This is a genomic window from Pseudomonas sp. MONT-RG-20F-20-E-7-02, from assembly GCF_022662395.1.
Taxonomy (GTDB): domain Bacteria; phylum Pseudomonadota; class Gammaproteobacteria; order Pseudomonadales; family Pseudomonadaceae; genus Aquipseudomonas.
In genome coordinates, this window is the sequence record NZ_JAKNQN010000004.1 from 73,088 (window position 1) to 90,520 (window position 17,433).

Sequence of the window (17,433 nt, forward strand, 5' to 3'; positions counted from 1 at the left end):
ACAAGAGAGAGGCTATCGTGACCCTTCGCACCTATCAGAACCACACGCCAACCCTGGGCGCCGGGGCTTTTGTCGATATTTCGGCGGTGGTGATCGGCGATGTCGAAATCGGCGCCGACAGCTCGGTTTGGCCGCTGACCGTGATTCGCGGCGACATGCACCGCATCCGCATCGGTGCGCGCACCAGCGTGCAGGACGGCTGCGTGCTGCACATTACCCACGCCGGGCCGTTCAATCCTGACGGCTTCCCACTGCTGATCGGTGATGACGTGACCATCGCCCACAAAGTCATGCTGCACGGCTGCAGCGTCGGCAACCGCATCCTGATCGGCATGGGCAGCATCGTAATGGACGGCGCGGTGGTGGAAGACGACGTGATCATCGGCGCCGGCAGCCTGGTGCCACCGGGCAAAAAACTCGAGAGCGGTTTTTTGTACGTGGGCAGCCCGGTTAAACAAGTCCGCGCGCTGACTGACAAGGAACGCGCCTTTTTCACCTACAGCGCGGCGAACTACGTGAAGCTCAAAGACCTGCACCTGGCGGAAGGATTCGACCGATGACCCAGCGTTACCAAACCGTCCTGTTCGACCTGGATGGCACCCTGACCGACCCGCGCGAGGGCATTACCCGTTCGATCCAGTACGCCCTCGCCAAGCTCGGCATCGATGAACCGGACCTGACCAGGCTGGAACACTTTATCGGCCCGCCGCTGCTGCAAGCCTTCATGCAGTTCTACGGCTTTGATGAGGCCAAGGCCTGGGAAGCGGTGAATTTCTACCGCGAGCGTTTCAAGGTCACCGGGCTGTATGAAAACCGCGTGTTCGACGGCGTGATGCCGCTGCTGGAAGAGCTGAACGGCCAGGGCCGCCAGCTGTATGTGGCCACGTCCAAGCCGTGGGTGTTCGCCCGCGAGATTGCCCGGCATTTCGATTTTGCCAAGCACTTCAAAGTGATCTACGGCAGCGAACTGGACGGCACGTGCACCAACAAAGTCGAGTTGATTGCGCACTTGATGAGTGAAGAGCGCCTGGACCCGGCGACCACCTTGATGATTGGTGATCGCAAGCATGACCTGATCGGCGCGCGCAGCAATGGGCTGGATTCGGCGGCGGTGGGGTATGGGTTTGGCAGTTTTGAAGAGCTGAACGCCGAGGCGCCGACCTGGCATTTTGAGACGCTGGAGCAGATGCATCAGGCGTTTTTGCAGCGCGCTTGAGGCCGCTTTCGCGAGCAAGCCCGCTCCCACACTTGACCGAGTTTCAACATGAGAATGCGGTCGAATGTGGGAGCTGGCTTGCCTGCGATGAGGCCCTAACGGCCACCACCCTCCAACTGCCGCAACGCCGCCTTACGCTGCTCCACCGGCAACCCACCCAGCTTCTCCACCGCCGCATAGAACTTCACCCAATCCCCACCTTCCTGCGCAAACAACGCCGCAAACGCCGGCACCCATTGGTCATACAGCCCAAATGGCAACAGCCGCGCGTTGTTCAGCGGCTGGTTGATCCACAGGTCATAACGCTTGTCGCCGCCCCATTGGCTATCGCGCATGTGCCGATACTCACTGCGCAAACGCTCGAACTGCGCCGCCTTGGCCTGGCGCATCACATCGGCTGCCAACGGCTGTGCGTAGAGCGCTTCCAGGCGTTTGCGGGTATCAAGCACCAGCCGGATAAACTGATCACGCTGCTGCAACGTCGCATTGCTCAGAGGCGCCAAGCCCCGCGCCGCACGCCACTGGCGCGTGCCTTCCTGCTCGACGAAGTTGGCATATGACTCGTTGAACTCGGTGTCGTCCTTTACATAAAACCGCTGGTGCGCCAGCTCATGGAAGATCAGCGTGGCCAGGCGCTCGTCACCCCAGTTCATCATCGAACTCATGATCGGGTCGTTGAACCAACCCAGGGTGGAGTAGGCCTCGACGCCGCCAATCGACACGTCCATGCCTTGTTGCCGCAACAACGCCGCCGCGCCGCGCGCCGCGCCTTGGTTGTAATAACCGCGATAGGCGACGCATCCGGCAATCGGGAAGCAATGGGTTTGGGGGGAGAGGGAAAATTCCGTCGTGGCAAAGACGTTCCAGACCACATAAGGCCGGCCAATGTCGGCGTACAACCGGTAACTCTGGTTGTCGGGCAGGTGCAGGTGTTCACTGGCAAAGGCGCGTGCCTTCTGCGATTGCACCAGGTGATCACGCAATACCTGTGGGCGAGAAGGGTCCGCGATGACCTCGGCAACCGGCTCGCGAGCCCGCAGCAATTGCCACTGGCCGCTGGCCAACTGGCTGTAATAACTGACACTGGAACAGCCGCTGAGCAGCACAACCATTAACCCTGGAAGAAAACGCCTCAACATGCTCCGACTGCTCCTGGGTGATTGGCTCGCCAGACTATCCTGCCCACGCGGAATTTTTCCATGCCCAAGCGTGTTTATACTCATGAGGAGTCTGCTGCCATCGGTGCCAGGCTCAACTCCTACTTACGTTGAGTGCCTGCCATGCGCCAGCTCTTGCTTCCCATCACCGCCCTGTTTCTCAGCGCCTGCGCTTCGACGCCGATTCCGCCCGCAGACCCGCACCAGGCCTGGGTCGATTTCATCACCCCCACGCCGGGCGCCAAGTTGGTCATGGCTCAGCGCCTGGATGGCAAGAACCTCAACGACGGGCGTTTTTTCCAGGTGCCACCGGGCAGCCACGAATTAATGGTGCGCTTTGATTTCGAGGTGAACACAGGGGCAGGCTTTGGCGGGCTGGACCAAACGCACGACCGAACCTGCTTCATGACCTTGCAGTACGACAACTTCCAGGCAGGCCAGCACTATGTGCTGGAAGGGCGCTCGCTGGCCTTTACGCCCAACATTCGGCTGTACAACTCAGCGCGTCAGTTGCTGGCGCAAGAACGCAGCGTTAACTGCATCTGATCAGTCGTTGTTCTTCTGGTAGACGATGGCTTTGGTGCCGTTCTCACAGCTGCCGACGACCATGGCGCTGTCGTGCTTGTCGGCTTCTTCCTTGCTGACAACCTCAAGGGTGTAGGACGGCACGGCGTTAGCCTGGATCTTGACCTCGATTTCTTTCCTGAGCTCTTCACAATCTTTTGGCGCGGCCACGGCCGAAGTGGCCAAAACACCGCAGATGATCGCCAAGGCAAAACGTTTCATGTGTGTAGCTCCCTGAATGCATGCGCACGGGTGTGCGCCTAGGCTGCATAGCGTATAGGACCACATCGGGGAAACACGAGTTCTGATTTAGCGCATAACTAAATGTGGGAGCGGGCTTGTGTGGGAGCTGGCTTGCCTGCGATGGCCTCACCTCGGTGCAACTGAAAAACCGAGGTGTCCCTATCGCGGGCAAGCCCGGCTCCCACACAAACCAGCTCCCACATTGATTGGATCTACGGTGTTACGCAGACCGCATTAGCTGACGAGCGTGGCATCCAGGCTGATTTTTGCATTCAGCACCTTGGAGACTGGGCAGCCTTCCTTGGCCTTTTTGCTCAGCTCATCGAACTGCGCCTGGCTTGCGCCCGGGATCTTGGCTTTGAGCACCAAGTGCACAGCGGTAATCGCAAAACCACCGTCTACCTGGTCCAGGGTCACTTCAGCCTGGGTATCAATGCTGTCAGCCTTGAGGCCGGCATCACCCAGAATCATGGAAAACGCCATGGAGAAACAGCCGGCGTGCGCCGCGCCAATCAGTTCTTCAGGGTTTGTGCCCTTGCCGCCTTCGAAACGGGCCTTGAAGCCGTAAGGCGCTTCGCGCAGCACGCCGGTTTCGGTGGAAATGGAACCCAGGCCTGTCTTCAGATCACCTTCCCAATGCGCGGATGCTTTTTTAACGATACTCATAGCGGTCTCCTCGAACGGTGGTTTTGCTTCAGTAAGGGTTCTGAGGATAGAAGCTCTGGCAAAGTTCATCTTGTCGGAGAAACCTAGCAATTCAGTAGGAAATTTACCCGACCGCTATTGAATCTCGGGTATATGCCCTCATTGCATAGACCATGCACATGAAGCGGCAGGTTTTGGTTCGTCTATAAGCCTGCGCACCTAATGGAGAAGCAGGCTTATGAAATCGCTGTCCGACGTGAAGTTTTCGACCCTCGACCTCGTGCCCGTGCGCGCCAACGGGAGCATCGCGCAATCGTTGCGCAACTCCCTGGACTTGGCCCAACACGTGGAAAAGTTCGGCTACAACCGTTTCTGGGTGGCTGAGCACCACAACATGGACGGCATCGCCAGTTCGGCTACCTCGGTATTGCTGGGTTATTTGGCCGGTGGCACCTCGACGATTCGCGTCGGCTCCGGCGGCGTCATGCTGCCCAACCACGCGCCGTTGGTGATTGCCGAACAGTTCGGCACCCTGGAAAGCCTGTATCCCGGCCGTATCGACCTGGGTTTGGGCCGCGCCCCCGGTTCCGACCAGATGACCGCGCGCGCCCTGCGCCGTGAGCGCTCAGGCAGCGCGGACGACTTCCCGGATGACGTCGCCGAACTGGTGGCCTACCTGGGCCCACGCACGCCCGACCAACGGATCATCGCCGTTCCGGGCACCGGCACCAATGTGCCGGTGTGGCTGCTCGGTTCCAGCCTGTTCAGCGCACAGCTGGCCGGTGAGCGCGGTTTGCCCTACGCCTTCGCCTCACATTTCGCACCGCGTTTGATGCACGAAGCGATTCGCGTGTATCGCAATCACTTCAAGCCTTCCGCCGTGTTGGACAAGCCCTACGTGATGCTCGGCATTCCGCTGGTGGCCGCCGACACCGACGAGCAAGCCGATTACTTGGCCACTTCGGTGTACCAGCGCATCCTCGCGCTGATGCGCGGGCAGAGCCTGGTGCAGCGCCCGCCGGTAAAAACCATGGACGGCCTGTGGCTGCCCCATGAAAAAGACGCCGTCGGCAGTTTCCTCGGCCTGGCCATGGTCGGCAGCCCGGCGAAGATCCGTGCCAAACTGGAGGTGCTGATCGAACAGACCGGCGCCGATGAGCTGATCTTCACCAGCGACCTGTACGAACATGCCGACCGGATTCATTCCTACGAGCTGCTGGCGCAGGTGATGAAGGGCTGATAACCCAAAGGCAAAAAAAAACCGACGCACTCGCGTCGGTTTTTTATGTCTGCAACACGGGATTAACCGCGCTTGTAGGCGATTTCCTTGGTGCCGCCTTCGCAGCTGCCGACGACTTGGTGGTCGCTGGGTGCTGCGCCTTTATCTACCACTTCCAGCGAATAACCCGAAGCGCCCTTGGCGTCGATTTTCGCTGCAATTTCACTTTTAAGCTCTTCACAAGGCTTGCCCGCCGCCAGGGCTGTGCCCGCAATGCTCAACAAACCTACCGCTAACAGGAACTTCTTCATCCGATACTTTCCTTGCGCTGATCGAAAAGAGCGTGCCGACGCATATCGCATCGGCACCCATTGTTTGTAGCGCAGGTTATGGCAATCGGCCAGTCAGCAAAGTTCAACTCACCGGATCAACTACTGGCAATTCGGAACCCCACCTTCAGCGTGACCTGGAAGTGCGCGGCCTTGCCGTCCTTGATGTGACCACGGGTTTCGGTCACTTCAAACCACTCCAAGTGCTTGATGCTCTTGTGCGCCTCGGCGATTGCGTTGTTGATGGCGTCTTCGATGCTGGTGGTCGAAGAACCGACCAGTTCGACTTTCTTGTACGTGTGATGATCAGACATAGCGTTTTCTCCTGAGGTCTATAGTCAGCGTAGCAGTCAATGTTCGTACTGCTTCTGGCGACTGTTCCTACCTGAAAGTTCAGATTTACTGCACTTTCTGAAAACGCCGTAGTCGGTATCTACACATGCCACTCAATCACTTCAGGAGAGTCCACATGGCCAACACTTCTTTACGCAAAGCGTCGCTGGAAAGCATGGAAGCCGAGATTTCGAGCCTGCTCAAGTCACTTGAGAGCCTCAAGGATGATGCGTCCGATGAGTCGCGCAAAACGCTGAAGGCCCTGAAAAGCAATGCCGAGAATGCACTCAAGCATTCCCGTCACCTGATCAGCGACGCCTACGAAGAAAGCAAAGTCAAAATCCGCGAAACCGGTGTTGCAACCCGTGACTACGCACAAGAGCACCCATGGACTACCGCCGGCGTTGCCGTTGGCGCGCTGGGCCTGCTGGCAGCTTACCTGCTGTGCAAACGCGGCGACTGATTGACCGGCTACAACGGCTGGCGCAGCAACTCAGCCTTGAGCCACTGCGCCAACTGACCCGCGCGCCCATCTGCGGCGCGCTTGGGTAGCCACAACGCCAGGTGCGCCGGGGTTTCGCTGAAACCCCACGGCGCCACCAGGCGACCCGCTCGCAGGTCCTCTGCCACCAGCGGTTCTGGCGCAATTGCCACCCCCAAACCTGCCACCGCAGCCTCCAGCAAATAATACAAATGCTCAAACCCCTGGCCGTGTTTCAACGCGTCGGGCGCGATGCCGTGTCGCTGCGCCCAACTCGGCCAGGCTTGCGGGCGGGAAGTGGTGTGCAACAGGGCTTCGTCGCACAGGGCTTGCGGCGGTGCCTGACGCAGGCGCTCGTAACCGGCGAAGCGCGGGCTCATCACCGGGCCGATACGTTCGCTGGCCAACTCGTACACCTGCATATCTGCGGGCCACGGCGGTTCGGCGAACACCAGCAGGGCATCGAGGCCGGGGCGTCGCGGGTCGAGGTCACCGTCACCCGCCGACAGGTGCAGGCGCAAATCCGGCAAGTCGGCGTTCAAGCGACCCAGGCGCGGGATCAACCAGCGCGCCAGCAAACTGCCCGAACACCCGAGCACAAAAGGTGCGTCGGCGCTGGCCTGGGTCAGTTCGGCGCAAACGTCCCTTAAACGCTCGAAGGCTTCAGCGCTGGCATCGCGCAGCCGAACCCCGGCATCTGTGAGTTTAAGGCCGCGACCGTCCTTGGCGAACAAGCTGACACCTAAATGCTCTTCAAGCACCTTCAACTGTCGGCTGACGGCGCCGTGGGTTACATGGAGTTGCTCAGCCGCCTGGCTGACGCTGTTGAGCCGGGCAGTGGCTTCAAACGCGCGCAAGGCGTTGAGGGGCGGAAGGTCTCGGTTCATCTGTGAGTTTTCCTGACAGGTTACGGCGATCTTATCGGTTTTCAGCGTAGCGCGTCAGGGGTAGAGTGGCCGTCATTGCCTCTCCTCACCTTTTTAACGGAGCGCTCCATGACTCAGTCCCAGACCGATCTTCGCAACGGCCCTGACGCCAACGGCCTGTTTGGCGCGTTCGGCGGCCGTTACGTCGCCGAAACCCTGATGCCGTTGATCCTCGACCTGGCCCGCGAATACGAAGCGGCCAAGATCGATCCGGCGTTCAACGAGGAACTGGCCTACTTCCAGCGCGACTACGTCGGACGCCCAAGCCCGCTGTATTTCGCTGAGCGCCTGACCGAGTTCTGCGGCGGTGCCAAGATCTACCTCAAGCGCGAAGAGCTGAACCACACCGGCGCACACAAGATCAACAACTGCATCGGCCAGATCCTGCTGGCGCGGCGCATGGGCAAAAAACGCATCATCGCCGAGACCGGCGCCGGCATGCACGGCGTGGCAACCGCCACCGTGGCCGCGCGCTTTGGCCTCGATTGCGTGATCTACATGGGCACCACCGACATCGAGCGCCAGCAAGCCAACGTGTTCCGCATGAAGCTGCTCGGCGCCGAAGTGATCCCGGTAGTCGCCGGCACCGGCACCCTCAAGGACGCGATGAACGAAGCCCTGCGTGACTGGGTGACCAACGTCGACAGCACCTTCTACCTGATCGGCACCGTGGCCGGCCCACACCCGTACCCGGCGATGGTGCGCGACTTCCAGGCCGTGATCGGCAAGGAAACCCGCGACCAGATGCAAGCCCAGGAAGGCCGCTTGCCGGACAGCCTGGTGGCCTGCATCGGCGGTGGCTCCAACGCCATGGGCCTGTTCCACCCGTTCCTGGATGACGCCAGCGTCGAGATTATCGGCGTTGAAGCGGCCGGCTACGGCATCGAAACCGGCAAGCATGCCGCCAGCCTCAACGGCGGCGTACCGGGCGTGCTGCACGGCAACCGCACCTTCCTGCTGCAGGACGACGACGGCCAGATCATCGACGCCCACTCGATTTCCGCCGGCCTCGACTACCCCGGCATCGGCCCTGAACACGCGTGGTTGCATGATATCGGCCGTGCTCAATACACCTCGGTGACTGACGACGAGGCGCTGATCGCATTCCACAAATGCTGCCGTCTGGAAGGGATTATTCCGGCACTGGAAACCGCCCACGCCTTGGCCGAAGTGTTCAAACGCGCACCGAATCTGCCGAAGGATCACCTGATGGTGGTCAACCTCTCCGGCCGTGGCGACAAAGACATGCAGACCGTGATGCACCATATGGAACAGTCGAAGCAGGAGAAACACTGATGAGCCGCCTGCAAACCCGCTTTGCGCAGCTGAAAGAACAAAACCGCGCCGCCCTGGTGACCTTCGTCACCGCTGGCGACCCGGGTTATGACACTTCGCTGGCGATCCTCAAGGGCTTGCCTGCCGCGGGAGCCGACGTGATCGAGCTGGGCATGCCCTTCACCGACCCGATGGCCGACGGCCCGGCGATTCAACTGGCCAACATCCGTGCGCTGGAAGCCAAGCAGAACCTGGCGAAAACCCTGCAGATGGTCCGCGAGTTCCGCAAAGACAACCACGATACGCCGCTGGTGTTGATGGGCTACTTCAACCCGATCCACAAATACGGCGTGCCGCAGTTCATTGCTGACGCGAAAGAAGCCGGCGTTGACGGCCTGATCGTGGTCGACATGCCGCCCGAGCATAACGGCGAACTGTGCGACCCGGCCCAGGCCGCAGGCATCGACTTTATCCGCCTGACCACGCCAACCACCGATGACGTGCGCCTGCCGACCGTGCTGAACGGCAGCTCCGGCTTCGTGTACTACGTTTCGGTGGCCGGTGTGACCGGTGCCGGTGCCGCCACCCTGGAGCACGTCGAAGAAGCCGTGACCCGCCTGCGTCGCCACACCGACCTGCCGATCAGCATCGGTTTTGGTATTCGCACGCCGGAACAGGCCGCCGCCATCGCGCGCCTGGCAGACGGTGTGGTGGTGGGTTCGGCACTGATCGACCACATCGCCAGTGCCAAAAATGATCAGCAAGCCATTGAGGGTGTTTTGGGCCTTTGCGCGGCGCTGTCGGAAGGTGTCCGTAACGCCCGTAAGTAAACGCCGTGTAGCAGTAGGTAAAGTTCCTGATACAGAGGAATCAAACTGTCGAATCAGTACCTAAACTGACAAGACCAAGGGATTTCGAACCCGGTTCGAAATCCCTTTTTTGTTCGTGCAGTACTGAGGAATCACCCCCATGAAAATGCCTAAACGCTTGATCGCTGGTCTCGGCGTGCTGATGCTCGGCGCGAGTGCCTTGGTGCAGGCCGCGCCGCCTGACCAACGCGGTGATGGCGATGGCCCTGGCCGTGGCGGCCCGCAAGGCCAGCACGAGCAACGTGGCGACGACCATCGCGGCCCGCAGGACAACCGCCGCGGCCCGCCTCAGGACTTCGGCCCGGTGCGGCAGATCATCCACGACAACCACGGCCAGTTCTCACGCGGCGCACCGCCACCGCCGAATGTACGCCTGGTACGCGGCCAGCCATTGCCACGTGGCTACTATGGCGAACGCCTGGATAACCGCGCCCTGTCGCGCTTGCCGGTTTACCAAGGCTATGAATGGCGCCGGTCCGGGCCAGATGTGGTGTTGATTGCAGTGGGCACGGGCATCGTCTACGAGATTCTGGACGGCGTGCTCAACTAACGCCGATGCGCTTGTGGTGAGGCAGGCTTGTTGTGCGAGCGGGGCTGTTGTGGCGAGCGGGCTTGTTGTGGCGAGCGGGCTTGCCCCGCGTTGGGGTGCGAAGCAGCCCCACCAAGGCCACCGCGTTTTTTCAGGGAAACCGCGTCGTCCGGTTTTGGGGGCGCTACGCACCCCAACGCGGGGCAAGCCCGCTCGCCACAACAAGCCCGCTCGCCACTGGAAGCCCGCTCACCACAGGAGCCCAATCGCCACAGGTTATTCATTCAGCTCAATACGTTCGACCTTGCCTACCAGCAACACGTAAGACAGCGCCCCCAGCAACGCCAGCACCGCAATGTAGGTAATCGCCGGCGCAAACGAGTCGCCGCTGGCCAGAAAGCCAATCACAATCGGCGTGGTAATCGCCGACAAGTTACCGATGAAGTTAAACACCCCACCCGTCAGCCCCAGCAACCGCGCCGGCGCCAAGGTCGATACCAATGACCAGGTGATCGACGCCAGGCCATTGCCAAAGAACGCCACGGCCAGAAACGCAATCACCCATGCGGTCGAGTCCACATAGTTAGCGCCAATGATCGCCGTGGAAATCAGCAGCCCGCCGATAATCGGCAACTTGCGCGCAAAGCCCACCGACGTGCCCCGGCGAATCAGCCAGTCAGAAAAAATCCCCGAACACAGCACGCCGATAAACGCGGCCAGAAACGGCAGCGACGCCAGCAAGCCGGACTTGATGAAGTCCATGCCGCGATATTTCACCAGGTAGGTCGGAAACCACGTCAGGAAAAACCGCAGCGTGGAGTTCAGGCAGAACTGCCCCAGGTAGATGCCCCACAGCTTGCGCTTGCTCAGCACGATGCCCAGGTCGACCCAACTGAAGGGCGCCTTGACCGCTTTCGCCTGCATGTCCACCAGCCCGCCACCTTCGCGGATCAGCTCGATTTCAGCGGCGTTGGCGCCTTTGAAATCCTTCGGCTCGCGGTACACCGCGTACCAGATCAGCGCCCACAAAATGCCCACGCCACCGGTGGCGACAAACACCATGTGCCAGCCAAACGCATGCTGCAGCCAGGCCAGCACCGGCGTGAGAAACGCCAGCCCGACAAATTGCCCCGACGTATACACACCAATCGCCGTGGCGCGCTCGCGCTCGGGGAACCAGGTGGTGACTACGCGGCTGTTGATCGGGTAGGCCGGTGCTTCCAATGCGCCAACCGCCATGCGCAGCACAAACAGCGCGATAAAGCTGGCGGCAAAGCCCAGCATCACGGTGGCAATCGACCACAGCAGCAGGGCCACGGTGTAGAGAATACGCGGCGGCACGCGGTCCACCAGCCAGCCGCCGGGGATCTGCATGGCCGCGTAGGTCCAGCCGAAGGCGGAGAAGATCAGCCCGACGTGCACCGGGTCGATCCCCAGCTCGCTGGTCAACGCCGGGGCGGCAATCGACAGGTTGCTGCGGTCGAGGTAGTTGATCACCACGGTGATAAACAGCAGCACCATGATAAAGAAGCGCTTTCTGCTGGGCGTGACTAAAGAAGCCTGCCCGGTGAAGGATTCAGGGTGCATGGAGGTTGCCTCTTGTTATGTTTATTGAGGTCTGTATTGATCGTTCCCACGCTCCGCGTGGGAATGCAACTCGGGACGCTCCGCGTCCGCTTTTAAAAGCGTGACGCAGAGCGTCACAGGAGGCATTCCCACGCGGAGCGTGGGAATGATCAGCGTGGAGGTATTACCACTCGGCAAAGCTGCCGTCGGCATGCCGCCAGATCGGGTTGCGCCAGCGGTGGCCGATGGCCGCGCGTTCGATCACGTATTCCTCGTTGATCTCGATGCCCAGGCCCGGCCCGTTGGGGATCTTCACAAAGCCTTTGTCATAGTCGAACACGCCCGGGTCGCGCACGTAGTCGAGCAAGTCGTTGCTCTCGTTGTAGTGAATGCCCAGGCTTTGCTCCTGGATAAACGCGTTGTAGCAAACCGCGTCCAATTGCAGGCAGGCCGCCAAGGCAATCGGGCCCAGCGGGCAGTGCAGGGCCAGGGCCACGTCGTAGGCTTCGGCCATGTTGGCGATCTTGCGGGTTTCGGTGATACCCCCGGCGTGAGAGGCGTCCGGCTGGATGATGTCGACGTAGCCTTCGCTGAGTACACGCTTGAAGTCCCAACGCGAGAACAGGCGCTCGCCCAGGGCAATCGGCGTGCTGGTCAGCGGCGCCAACTCCTTGAGTGCTTCGTAATTTTCGCTGAGCACCGGCTCTTCGATAAACATCAGTTTGTAGGGGTCGAGTTCTTTCATCAGCACCTTGGCCATCGGCTTGTGCACGCGGCCATGGAAGTCGACGCCGATGCCGACGTTCGGGCCCACCGCATCGCGCACGGCGGCGACGTTGGCCAGGGCCAGGTCGACTTTTTCAAAGCTGTCGACGAATTGCAGCTCTTCGGTGCCGTTCATTTTCACTGCGGTAAAACCACGGGCCACGGCCTCTTTGGCCGCACGCGCAGTGTCAGCCGGGCGGTCGCCGCCGATCCACGAATACACGCGGATCTTGTCGCGCACCTGGCCGCCGAGCAGGTCACTGACCGACACACCCAGTGCCTTGCCCTTGATGTCCCACAGCGCCTGGTCGATACCGGCGAGGGCGCTCATGTGCACAGCGCCGCCCCGGTAGAAACCGCCGCGATAGAGCACGGTCCAGATGTCTTCGATATTGCGTGGGTCTTTGCCGATCAGGTAGTCGGACAGTTCTTCGACGGCGGCCGCCACGGTGTGCGCGCGGCCTTCGACCACAGGCTCACCCCAGCCGGTCACGCCCTGGTCGGTTTCGACCTTGAGGAAGCACCAGCGCGGCGGGACGATGAAGGTGGTCAATTTGGTGATTTTCATCTTCTTATCTCTCTTGTCGATGCAGCGCCGAGGGCGCAAAACGTGTTTTCTTTTCAGGGCATCAATTCAACGCGTTCCACGCGGCGACATACGCCTGGGCGCTGCTCGCGACTTGGTCCACGGACATGCCCGGCTTGAACAACCCCGAACCCAGGCCGAAGCCCTTGGCGCCCGCGTCGAAATACACCTGCATGTTGTCCGGGGTCACGCCGCCCACCGGCAGCAACAAGGTGCCCGTCGGCAATACCGCCAGCCACGCCTTGATCACCGCCGGGCCCATTTGCTCGGCCGGGAACAGCTTCAACACGTCGGCGCCTTCGGCCAGTGCAGCGAAGGCTTCGGTGGGCGTGGCCACACCCGGCGACAGGTACAAGCCCGCCGCTTTCGCCGCGCGCAACACCTTGGCATCGCTGTGGGGCATGACGATCACTTGGCCACCCGCGGCTTTGACCTGCTCGACCTGCTCCGGCGTCAACACGGTGCCCGCGCCGATCAGGCAATCGGCGGGCAGGCTGTCGCGCAGGGTGCGGATGCTGGTGTAAGGGTCCGGCGAATTCAGCGGCACTTCGATCACCCGAAAGCCGGCCTGATAGAGCACCTGGCCAATCGCCTCGGCCTCGTCCGGTCGTACGCCGCGCAGGATTGCGATCAAACCGTTGTGTGCGAGTGCTTGCTTGAGCATGTCAGGCCTCCAGGACAGGTTGAGTGAGCCCAGCGGCCACGGCCAATTGCCACAGGCCGCGCTCGGTGGCCGCTTGCGCCAGGCTGACGTGGGCGAAGCCGCAAAGGGCGAGGGCGCGTTGGTAACGGGCGCAGAGCGGTGCGGTGCCGACCAGCACGATAGGCTGGTGTTTTGCGTGCGCCGGCAGGCCGGCCAGTTCATGGCCGATCAGCAGGCCGGAGAGGTAATCCGGCTGCTGGTCAGGTGCCAGCTCGGCGGTGAGGCCCAGGGTGCGGGCACTGAACAGTGTAGAAAGCACGCCGCGCTGGCCGTCTTCAGACAGCGCCACATGCACGCCGCGATCAAACGCCTCGGCCTGGAAGTGGTCGGCAGCCTTTTGCGTACGGCCGAGGATGCTGTGCTGGCTCAGCACCGCAAACAGCTCGCCGGTCATGAAGGTGTCGAAGTGGGTGATGCAGCCATCCACCACCTCGACCCATTTGGAATGGCTGCCGGGCAGGCCGATCAACACCTGCGCACCGAGGCCTTGCAGCACGCCCAGCACTTGGGTTTCTTCGCCGCGCATCACATTCGGCAAGCCCACTTGTTCGATCACGCCGGGCACGATGTGCACCTCGACGCCGCGCAGGCTGCGCACGGAATGCAGCGCCTGGCCCAGGCTGGCGACATCGACCGGCGTGTTGCGATAGGCCGCTTCGCTCCAGCCCTGGGCGCTGCCGACCATGCCGCACGCGATCACCGGCAGGCTCGGTTCGGCCTCCAGCCAATCACCGCAGGCCGCATCGAACGCCAACTCGAAGCCATCGCTGCAACGTACGCCGGCAATCTCCCGAGGTTCGCTGGGCAGGTGCATGATCCCGAACGCCAGTGTGCGTTGTTCAAGCACCTTGCCGGCCGGGCCGAGTTTATAAGCACGAAGGGAGCTGGTCCCCCAGTCGAGCGCGATCAATTGCGCCTGCATCGCTTCACCTGAAATGAGTGGGTGCTGAAAAAAGCAGATGGGCGAATATAAACCTATGACTGGCGATATCTCAATATATAAATAACAGTCCCATATATTGGGTTAATCCATAAAAAATCCCGTCGGCTTTTACGCGGCGACGGGATTTTGATCAGAGCTGGTCAAAAAATAGACAGGTCCAGCTCACGCATGGCGCCCATCCAGATCGCGTAATCGGTGTGATCCTTCAGGTCATCGCCGGTATCAGGGTGCAGGAACACCACCAACCCCTCACGGTGCAACGCCAACCACGGCAGTACTACGCCGATGTACTCCGGCTCGAATGCCAGTTGGCAGCTCCAGTCCGGATGCGGGCCCACCGGGCGTTCATGCACACGGCCCATGCGCAGCGGGAACAGCTTGGCCGCGTCCTCGCAAAGCTGCCGCGCCTGGTCGATGGTGCTGGCGTCGAAGTAGATATGGGCGTGGTAACCCTTGATACGTTGCATGGCGAAATCCGGATCCAATATGCGCCGATCCTAGACCGCAATCGACGGCAGGGCCAGCCCGGTCAGCGATTGCGCGCTGCTGGCTTGCTCGGCCACCAGCCAGTCGACAAAGCGCTCGACCAATTGCCCGCGGCGTTTGCGCTGCGGTTGCACCACGTAATAGCCGAAGCGTGAAATCACTGTGTCGCTGATCGGCCGGCACAGCCAGTTCTGTTCCAGCAGGTTATCCACCAAATGGCGCCAGCCGATGGCCACGCCCTGGCCGGCAATCGCCGCCTGAATCAACAACGTGTAATTGTCGAAGCGCAGTTGGCCGGGCGTGGGCGCGGTGGTAATGCCCAGTTCGCGAAACACGCCGCTCCAGTCGAACCACTGGCTGTTGTTTTCCTGGCGCAGGTGCAGCAGGGGATAGTCCTGCAACGTCTGCACCGTCAGCGGCTGGGCTTGGTCCTTGAGCCATTGCGGGCTGCACACCGGGAATACTTCCTCGTTGAACAGCCACAGGCTGTCGCCCTGTTTGAAACGGCCGTCGCCGAACAACACCGCCACGTCGATATCGCTGCGCAAGGTGGCGTGGTTGCGTTCGCTGGTCACCAGGCTGACGTCGACCTGCGGGTTAGCCTGGTGAAAGCGGTGCAGGCGCGGCATCAGCCAGTAGGCGGCGAAGGCGAAGTCGGTGGCCACTTGCAGCACTTCGTGCTGATCCTGCTGGGTGATCGCGCTCAGGCCTTGATTGATGGTCTGCAAACCGCCTTGCACATGCTCGAACAACAGGGCGCCGGCATCGGTCAGTTCAATGCCACGGTAAATGCGATCAAACAGGCGAATCGCCAGCTGTTCTTCGAGGCGCTTGATCTGCTGGCTGATGGCCGGCTGGGTAGTGCCCAGCTCCATGGCCGCAGCGGTAAAGCTGCGGTGGCGCGCCGCCGCCTCGAACGCGCGCAGCAGGTCGAGGGATACATCGCCAAGGGCTTCATACATAAGCTGTGCTTATCCTAGACATTGCTTTTCATGGGCTTTACCCCATTTTCCATGGGCCGCATGCTCATTCGCATAAACACTGCCTATGGAATGCCGAAGACTCATGAAGCGCAAGAACATTCTTTTCATCATGGCCGATCAAATGGCCGCACCGCTGCTTCCGTTCTACGGACCTTCCCCGATCAAACTGCCGAACCTGAGCCGCCTCGCCGAACAGGGCGTGGTGTTCGACGCCGCCTACTGCAACAGCCCGCTGTGCGCGCCGTCGCGCTTCACCCTGGTCAGCGGCCAGTTGCCGAGCAAGATTGGCGCCTACGACAACGCAGCAGATTTCCCCGCCGATGTGCCGACCTATGCCCACTACCTGCGCCGCCTCGGCTACCGCACCGCGCTATCGGGCAAGATGCACTTCTGCGGGCCTGACCAGTTGCACGGTTACGAAGAGCGCCTGACCAGCGACATCTACCCCGCCGACTATGGCTGGGCAGTGAACTGGGATGAGCCGGACGTGCGCCCCACCTGGTATCACAACATGTCATCGGTGCTGCAAGCCGGCCCGTGTGTACGCACCAACCAGCTGGATTTCGATGAAGAGGTGGTGTTCAAGGCCCAGCAGTACCTGTTCGACCATATCCGCGAAGACGGCGAGCAGCCGTTCTGCCTGACCGTGTCGATGACTCACCCACACGACCCGTACACGATTCCCAAGCCGTTCTGGGACCTGTACGACGACAGCGACATCCCGTTGCCTGCGACGCCCGCCCAGGCCGACCTCGACCCGCATTCCCAGCGCCTGCTCAAGGTCTACGACCTGTGGGACAAGCCGCTGCCGTTGGACAAGATTCGCGACGCGCGGCGTGCGTATTTCGGCGCGTGCAGCTACATCGACAGCAACGTCGGCAAACTCCTGCAAACCCTGGAAGACACCGGCCTGGCCGATGACACCATCATCATCTTCTCCGGCGACCACGGCGACATGCTCGGTGAGCGCGGCCTCTGGTACAAAATGCACTGGTTCGAAATGGCCGCCCGCGTGCCGCTGCTGGTCAGTGCGCCGGGGCAGTTTGCGGCGGGCCGCGTGAGCAAAGCCGTGTCCACCGCCGACCTGTTGCCAACCCTGGTGGAACTGGCCGGCGGCGAGCTGGACCCGCGCTTGCCGCTGGACGGGCGCTCGCTGCTCGCGCATTTGCGAGGGCAGGGCGGGCATGACGAAGTGTTTGGCGAGTACATGGCTGAAGGCACCATCAGCCCATTGATGATGATTCGCCGGGGCGCCTACAAATTCATCTACAGCGAAGACGACCCTTGTCTACTGTTCGATGTGCACAACGACCCGCACGAGCGGGAAAACCTCAGCCAGTCACCGGAACACCGGCCACTGTTCGAGGCGTTTTTGAGTGAGGCGCGGGCCAAATGGGACATCCCGGCGATCCACCAACAGGTGCTCGCCAGCCAACGCCGTCGCCGCCTGGTGTTTGAGGCGCTGACCCAAGGCAAGCTGAAGAGCTGGGATCACCAGCCACTGGTGGACGCCAGTCAGCAATACATGCGCAACCATATCGACCTCGACGACCTGGAGCGCAAGGCACGTTATCCACAACCCTGCCAAAACCAATAAATAGACAGAGGGAAGGCC

General features: G+C 61.2%; 21 protein-coding genes. 9 read left to right on the forward strand and 12 right to left on the reverse strand.

Going from position 1 to position 17,433, the window contains the following annotated elements:
* Positions 1-17 precede the first annotated feature (17 nt).
* Both L8I05_RS13290 and L8I05_RS13295 read left to right on the forward strand, forming a co-directional pair.
* Positions 18-560 carry a gamma carbonic anhydrase family protein gene (locus L8I05_RS13290; protein WP_159953480.1) on the forward strand — a complete coding sequence of 181 codons (543 nt, stop codon included), beginning with the start codon at positions 18-20 and terminating at the stop codon, positions 558-560.
* The gene (locus L8I05_RS13295) at positions 557-1,216 is read left to right on the forward strand and encodes an HAD family hydrolase (protein WP_242169463.1); all 660 of its coding nucleotides are present in this window, start codon (positions 557-559) and stop codon (positions 1,214-1,216) included. Before L8I05_RS13290 ends, L8I05_RS13295 begins: the two co-directional genes overlap by 4 nt.
* A gap of 95 nt (positions 1,217-1,311) precedes the next feature.
* Here L8I05_RS13295 and L8I05_RS13300 read toward each other — a convergent pair whose 3' ends face one another.
* On the reverse strand, positions 1,312-2,355 hold the full coding sequence (locus L8I05_RS13300; protein WP_242169465.1) for an aminopeptidase: 1,044 nt from the start codon (positions 2,353-2,355) through the stop codon (positions 1,312-1,314).
* A 141-nt stretch (positions 2,356-2,496) separates the two neighbouring features.
* Between L8I05_RS13300 and L8I05_RS13305 the strand changes: the two genes are divergently transcribed.
* Positions 2,497-2,919 (forward strand): hypothetical protein, encoded by a 423-nt coding sequence (locus tag L8I05_RS13305; protein WP_242169467.1) that lies wholly within the window; start codon positions 2,497-2,499, stop codon positions 2,917-2,919.
* Here L8I05_RS13305 and L8I05_RS13310 read toward each other — a convergent pair whose 3' ends face one another.
* Both L8I05_RS13310 and L8I05_RS13315 read right to left on the reverse strand, forming a co-directional pair.
* Entirely contained in the window at positions 2,920-3,159 is a 240-nt protein-coding gene (locus tag L8I05_RS13310) for a DUF1161 domain-containing protein (RefSeq protein ID WP_064450020.1), read from the reverse strand. It abuts the gene before it with no gap.
* Between the two features lie 255 nt (positions 3,160-3,414).
* The gene (locus L8I05_RS13315; protein ID WP_027608131.1) at positions 3,415-3,846 is read right to left on the reverse strand and encodes an OsmC family protein; all 432 of its coding nucleotides are present in this window, start codon (positions 3,844-3,846) and stop codon (positions 3,415-3,417) included.
* Positions 3,847-4,063: 217 nt separating this feature from the next.
* Between L8I05_RS13315 and L8I05_RS13320 the strand changes: the two genes are divergently transcribed.
* Positions 4,064-5,065, forward strand: coding sequence for an LLM class flavin-dependent oxidoreductase (locus L8I05_RS13320; protein ID WP_110623920.1), 1,002 nt, complete (start codon positions 4,064-4,066; stop codon positions 5,063-5,065).
* Between the two features lie 62 nt (positions 5,066-5,127).
* Here the strand turns inward: L8I05_RS13320 and L8I05_RS13325 are convergent, their stop codons facing one another.
* Both L8I05_RS13325 and L8I05_RS13330 read right to left on the reverse strand, forming a co-directional pair.
* The gene (locus L8I05_RS13325; protein WP_242169469.1) at positions 5,128-5,355 is read right to left on the reverse strand and encodes a DUF1161 domain-containing protein; all 228 of its coding nucleotides are present in this window, start codon (positions 5,353-5,355) and stop codon (positions 5,128-5,130) included.
* A 116-nt stretch (positions 5,356-5,471) separates the two neighbouring features.
* Positions 5,472-5,687 (reverse strand): dodecin, encoded by a 216-nt coding sequence (locus tag L8I05_RS13330; protein ID WP_016969657.1) that lies wholly within the window; start codon positions 5,685-5,687, stop codon positions 5,472-5,474.
* Between the two features lie 155 nt (positions 5,688-5,842).
* Between L8I05_RS13330 and L8I05_RS13335 the strand changes: the two genes are divergently transcribed.
* Positions 5,843-6,169, forward strand: a complete 327-nt coding sequence (locus L8I05_RS13335) for a DUF883 family protein (RefSeq protein ID WP_003170746.1) — start codon at positions 5,843-5,845, stop codon at positions 6,167-6,169.
* Between the two features lie 8 nt (positions 6,170-6,177).
* Here L8I05_RS13335 and L8I05_RS13340 read toward each other — a convergent pair whose 3' ends face one another.
* Positions 6,178-7,074: a LysR family transcriptional regulator gene (locus tag L8I05_RS13340; RefSeq protein WP_242169471.1), complete on the reverse strand. Its 897-nt coding sequence runs from the start codon at positions 7,072-7,074 to the stop codon at positions 6,178-6,180.
* A 108-nt stretch (positions 7,075-7,182) separates the two neighbouring features.
* On the opposite strand from L8I05_RS13340, the gene trpB reads away from it, so the two are divergent.
* The 3 genes from trpB to L8I05_RS13355 all read left to right on the forward strand — a co-directional run bounded on the left by trpB (position 7,183) and on the right by L8I05_RS13355 (position 9,807).
* Positions 7,183-8,409, forward strand: coding sequence for a tryptophan synthase subunit beta (gene trpB, locus L8I05_RS13345; protein WP_159953474.1), 1,227 nt, complete (start codon positions 7,183-7,185; stop codon positions 8,407-8,409).
* Positions 8,409-9,218, forward strand: a complete 810-nt coding sequence (gene trpA / locus L8I05_RS13350; protein ID WP_242169473.1) for a tryptophan synthase subunit alpha — start codon at positions 8,409-8,411, stop codon at positions 9,216-9,218. Before trpB ends, trpA begins: the two co-directional genes overlap by 1 nt.
* Positions 9,219-9,357: 139 nt before the next feature.
* Positions 9,358-9,807 carry an anti-virulence regulator CigR family protein gene (locus tag L8I05_RS13355; protein ID WP_159953472.1) on the forward strand — a complete coding sequence of 150 codons (450 nt, stop codon included), beginning with the start codon at positions 9,358-9,360 and terminating at the stop codon, positions 9,805-9,807.
* 255 nt (positions 9,808-10,062) lie between these two features.
* Here the strand turns inward: L8I05_RS13355 and L8I05_RS13360 are convergent, their stop codons facing one another.
* From L8I05_RS13360 to L8I05_RS13385, 6 genes are all read right to left on the reverse strand, one after another.
* Positions 10,063-11,373: an MFS transporter gene (locus L8I05_RS13360; protein WP_242169475.1), complete on the reverse strand. Its 1,311-nt coding sequence runs from the start codon at positions 11,371-11,373 to the stop codon at positions 10,063-10,065.
* 163 nt (positions 11,374-11,536) lie between these two features.
* Positions 11,537-12,685, reverse strand: a complete 1,149-nt coding sequence (gene dgoD / locus L8I05_RS13365; RefSeq protein WP_017137927.1) for a galactonate dehydratase — start codon at positions 12,683-12,685, stop codon at positions 11,537-11,539.
* Between the two features lie 61 nt (positions 12,686-12,746).
* On the reverse strand, positions 12,747-13,367 hold the full coding sequence (locus L8I05_RS13370) for a 2-dehydro-3-deoxy-6-phosphogalactonate aldolase (protein ID WP_197626267.1): 621 nt from the start codon (positions 13,365-13,367) through the stop codon (positions 12,747-12,749).
* A 1-nt stretch (position 13,368) separates the two neighbouring features.
* Complete coding sequence (locus tag L8I05_RS13375) at positions 13,369-14,328, reverse strand: 2-dehydro-3-deoxygalactonokinase (protein WP_159953469.1); 960 nt, start codon at positions 14,326-14,328, stop codon at positions 13,369-13,371.
* Positions 14,329-14,489: 161 nt separating this feature from the next.
* Positions 14,490-14,816 carry a DOPA 4,5-dioxygenase family protein gene (locus L8I05_RS13380; RefSeq protein WP_106575995.1) on the reverse strand — a complete coding sequence of 109 codons (327 nt, stop codon included), beginning with the start codon at positions 14,814-14,816 and terminating at the stop codon, positions 14,490-14,492.
* A 30-nt stretch (positions 14,817-14,846) separates the two neighbouring features.
* On the reverse strand, positions 14,847-15,797 hold the full coding sequence (locus tag L8I05_RS13385; RefSeq protein WP_197626270.1) for a LysR family transcriptional regulator: 951 nt from the start codon (positions 15,795-15,797) through the stop codon (positions 14,847-14,849).
* 103 nt (positions 15,798-15,900) lie between these two features.
* Here L8I05_RS13385 and betC point away from each other — a divergent pair, with 103 nt between their 5' ends.
* A complete protein-coding gene (betC, locus tag L8I05_RS13390; protein ID WP_242169477.1) occupies positions 15,901-17,415 on the forward strand; it encodes a choline-sulfatase in 1,515 nt (504 codons plus the stop codon).
* Positions 17,416-17,433: the final 18 nt, after the last annotated feature.

Bases quoted from the DNA above. Each gene is read 5' to 3' on its own strand.
- L8I05_RS13295 (WP_242169463.1), top strand. From the start codon at position 557: ATGACCCAGCGTTACCAAACCGTCCTGTTCGACCTGGATGGCACCCTG.
- L8I05_RS13300 (WP_242169465.1), bottom strand. From the start codon at position 2,355: ATGTTGAGGCGTTTTCTTCCAGGGTTAATGGTTGTGCTGCTCAGCGGC.
- L8I05_RS13305 (WP_242169467.1), top strand. From the start codon at position 2,497: ATGCGCCAGCTCTTGCTTCCCATCACCGCCCTGTTTCTCAGCGCCTGC.
- L8I05_RS13310 (WP_064450020.1), bottom strand. From the start codon at position 3,159: ATGAAACGTTTTGCCTTGGCGATCATCTGCGGTGTTTTGGCCACTTCG.
- L8I05_RS13315 (WP_027608131.1), bottom strand. From the start codon at position 3,846: ATGAGTATCGTTAAAAAAGCATCCGCGCATTGGGAAGGTGATCTGAAG.
- L8I05_RS13320 (WP_110623920.1), top strand. From the start codon at position 4,064: ATGAAATCGCTGTCCGACGTGAAGTTTTCGACCCTCGACCTCGTGCCC.
- L8I05_RS13325 (WP_242169469.1), bottom strand. From the start codon at position 5,355: ATGAAGAAGTTCCTGTTAGCGGTAGGTTTGTTGAGCATTGCGGGCACA.
- L8I05_RS13330 (WP_016969657.1), bottom strand. From the start codon at position 5,687: ATGTCTGATCATCACACGTACAAGAAAGTCGAACTGGTCGGTTCTTCG.
- L8I05_RS13335 (WP_003170746.1), top strand. From the start codon at position 5,843: ATGGCCAACACTTCTTTACGCAAAGCGTCGCTGGAAAGCATGGAAGCC.
- L8I05_RS13340 (WP_242169471.1), bottom strand. From the start codon at position 7,074: ATGAACCGAGACCTTCCGCCCCTCAACGCCTTGCGCGCGTTTGAAGCC.
- trpB (WP_159953474.1), top strand. From the start codon at position 7,183: ATGACTCAGTCCCAGACCGATCTTCGCAACGGCCCTGACGCCAACGGC.
- trpA (WP_242169473.1), top strand. From the start codon at position 8,409: ATGAGCCGCCTGCAAACCCGCTTTGCGCAGCTGAAAGAACAAAACCGC.
- L8I05_RS13355 (WP_159953472.1), top strand. From the start codon at position 9,358: ATGAAAATGCCTAAACGCTTGATCGCTGGTCTCGGCGTGCTGATGCTC.
- L8I05_RS13360 (WP_242169475.1), bottom strand. From the start codon at position 11,373: ATGCACCCTGAATCCTTCACCGGGCAGGCTTCTTTAGTCACGCCCAGC.
- dgoD (WP_017137927.1), bottom strand. From the start codon at position 12,685: ATGAAAATCACCAAATTGACCACCTTCATCGTCCCGCCGCGCTGGTGC.
- L8I05_RS13370 (WP_197626267.1), bottom strand. From the start codon at position 13,367: ATGCTCAAGCAAGCACTCGCACACAACGGTTTGATCGCAATCCTGCGC.
- L8I05_RS13375 (WP_159953469.1), bottom strand. From the start codon at position 14,328: ATGCAGGCGCAATTGATCGCGCTCGACTGGGGGACCAGCTCCCTTCGT.
- L8I05_RS13380 (WP_106575995.1), bottom strand. From the start codon at position 14,816: ATGCAACGTATCAAGGGTTACCACGCCCATATCTACTTCGACGCCAGC.
- L8I05_RS13385 (WP_197626270.1), bottom strand. From the start codon at position 15,797: ATGTATGAAGCCCTTGGCGATGTATCCCTCGACCTGCTGCGCGCGTTC.
- betC (WP_242169477.1), top strand. From the start codon at position 15,901: ATGAAGCGCAAGAACATTCTTTTCATCATGGCCGATCAAATGGCCGCA.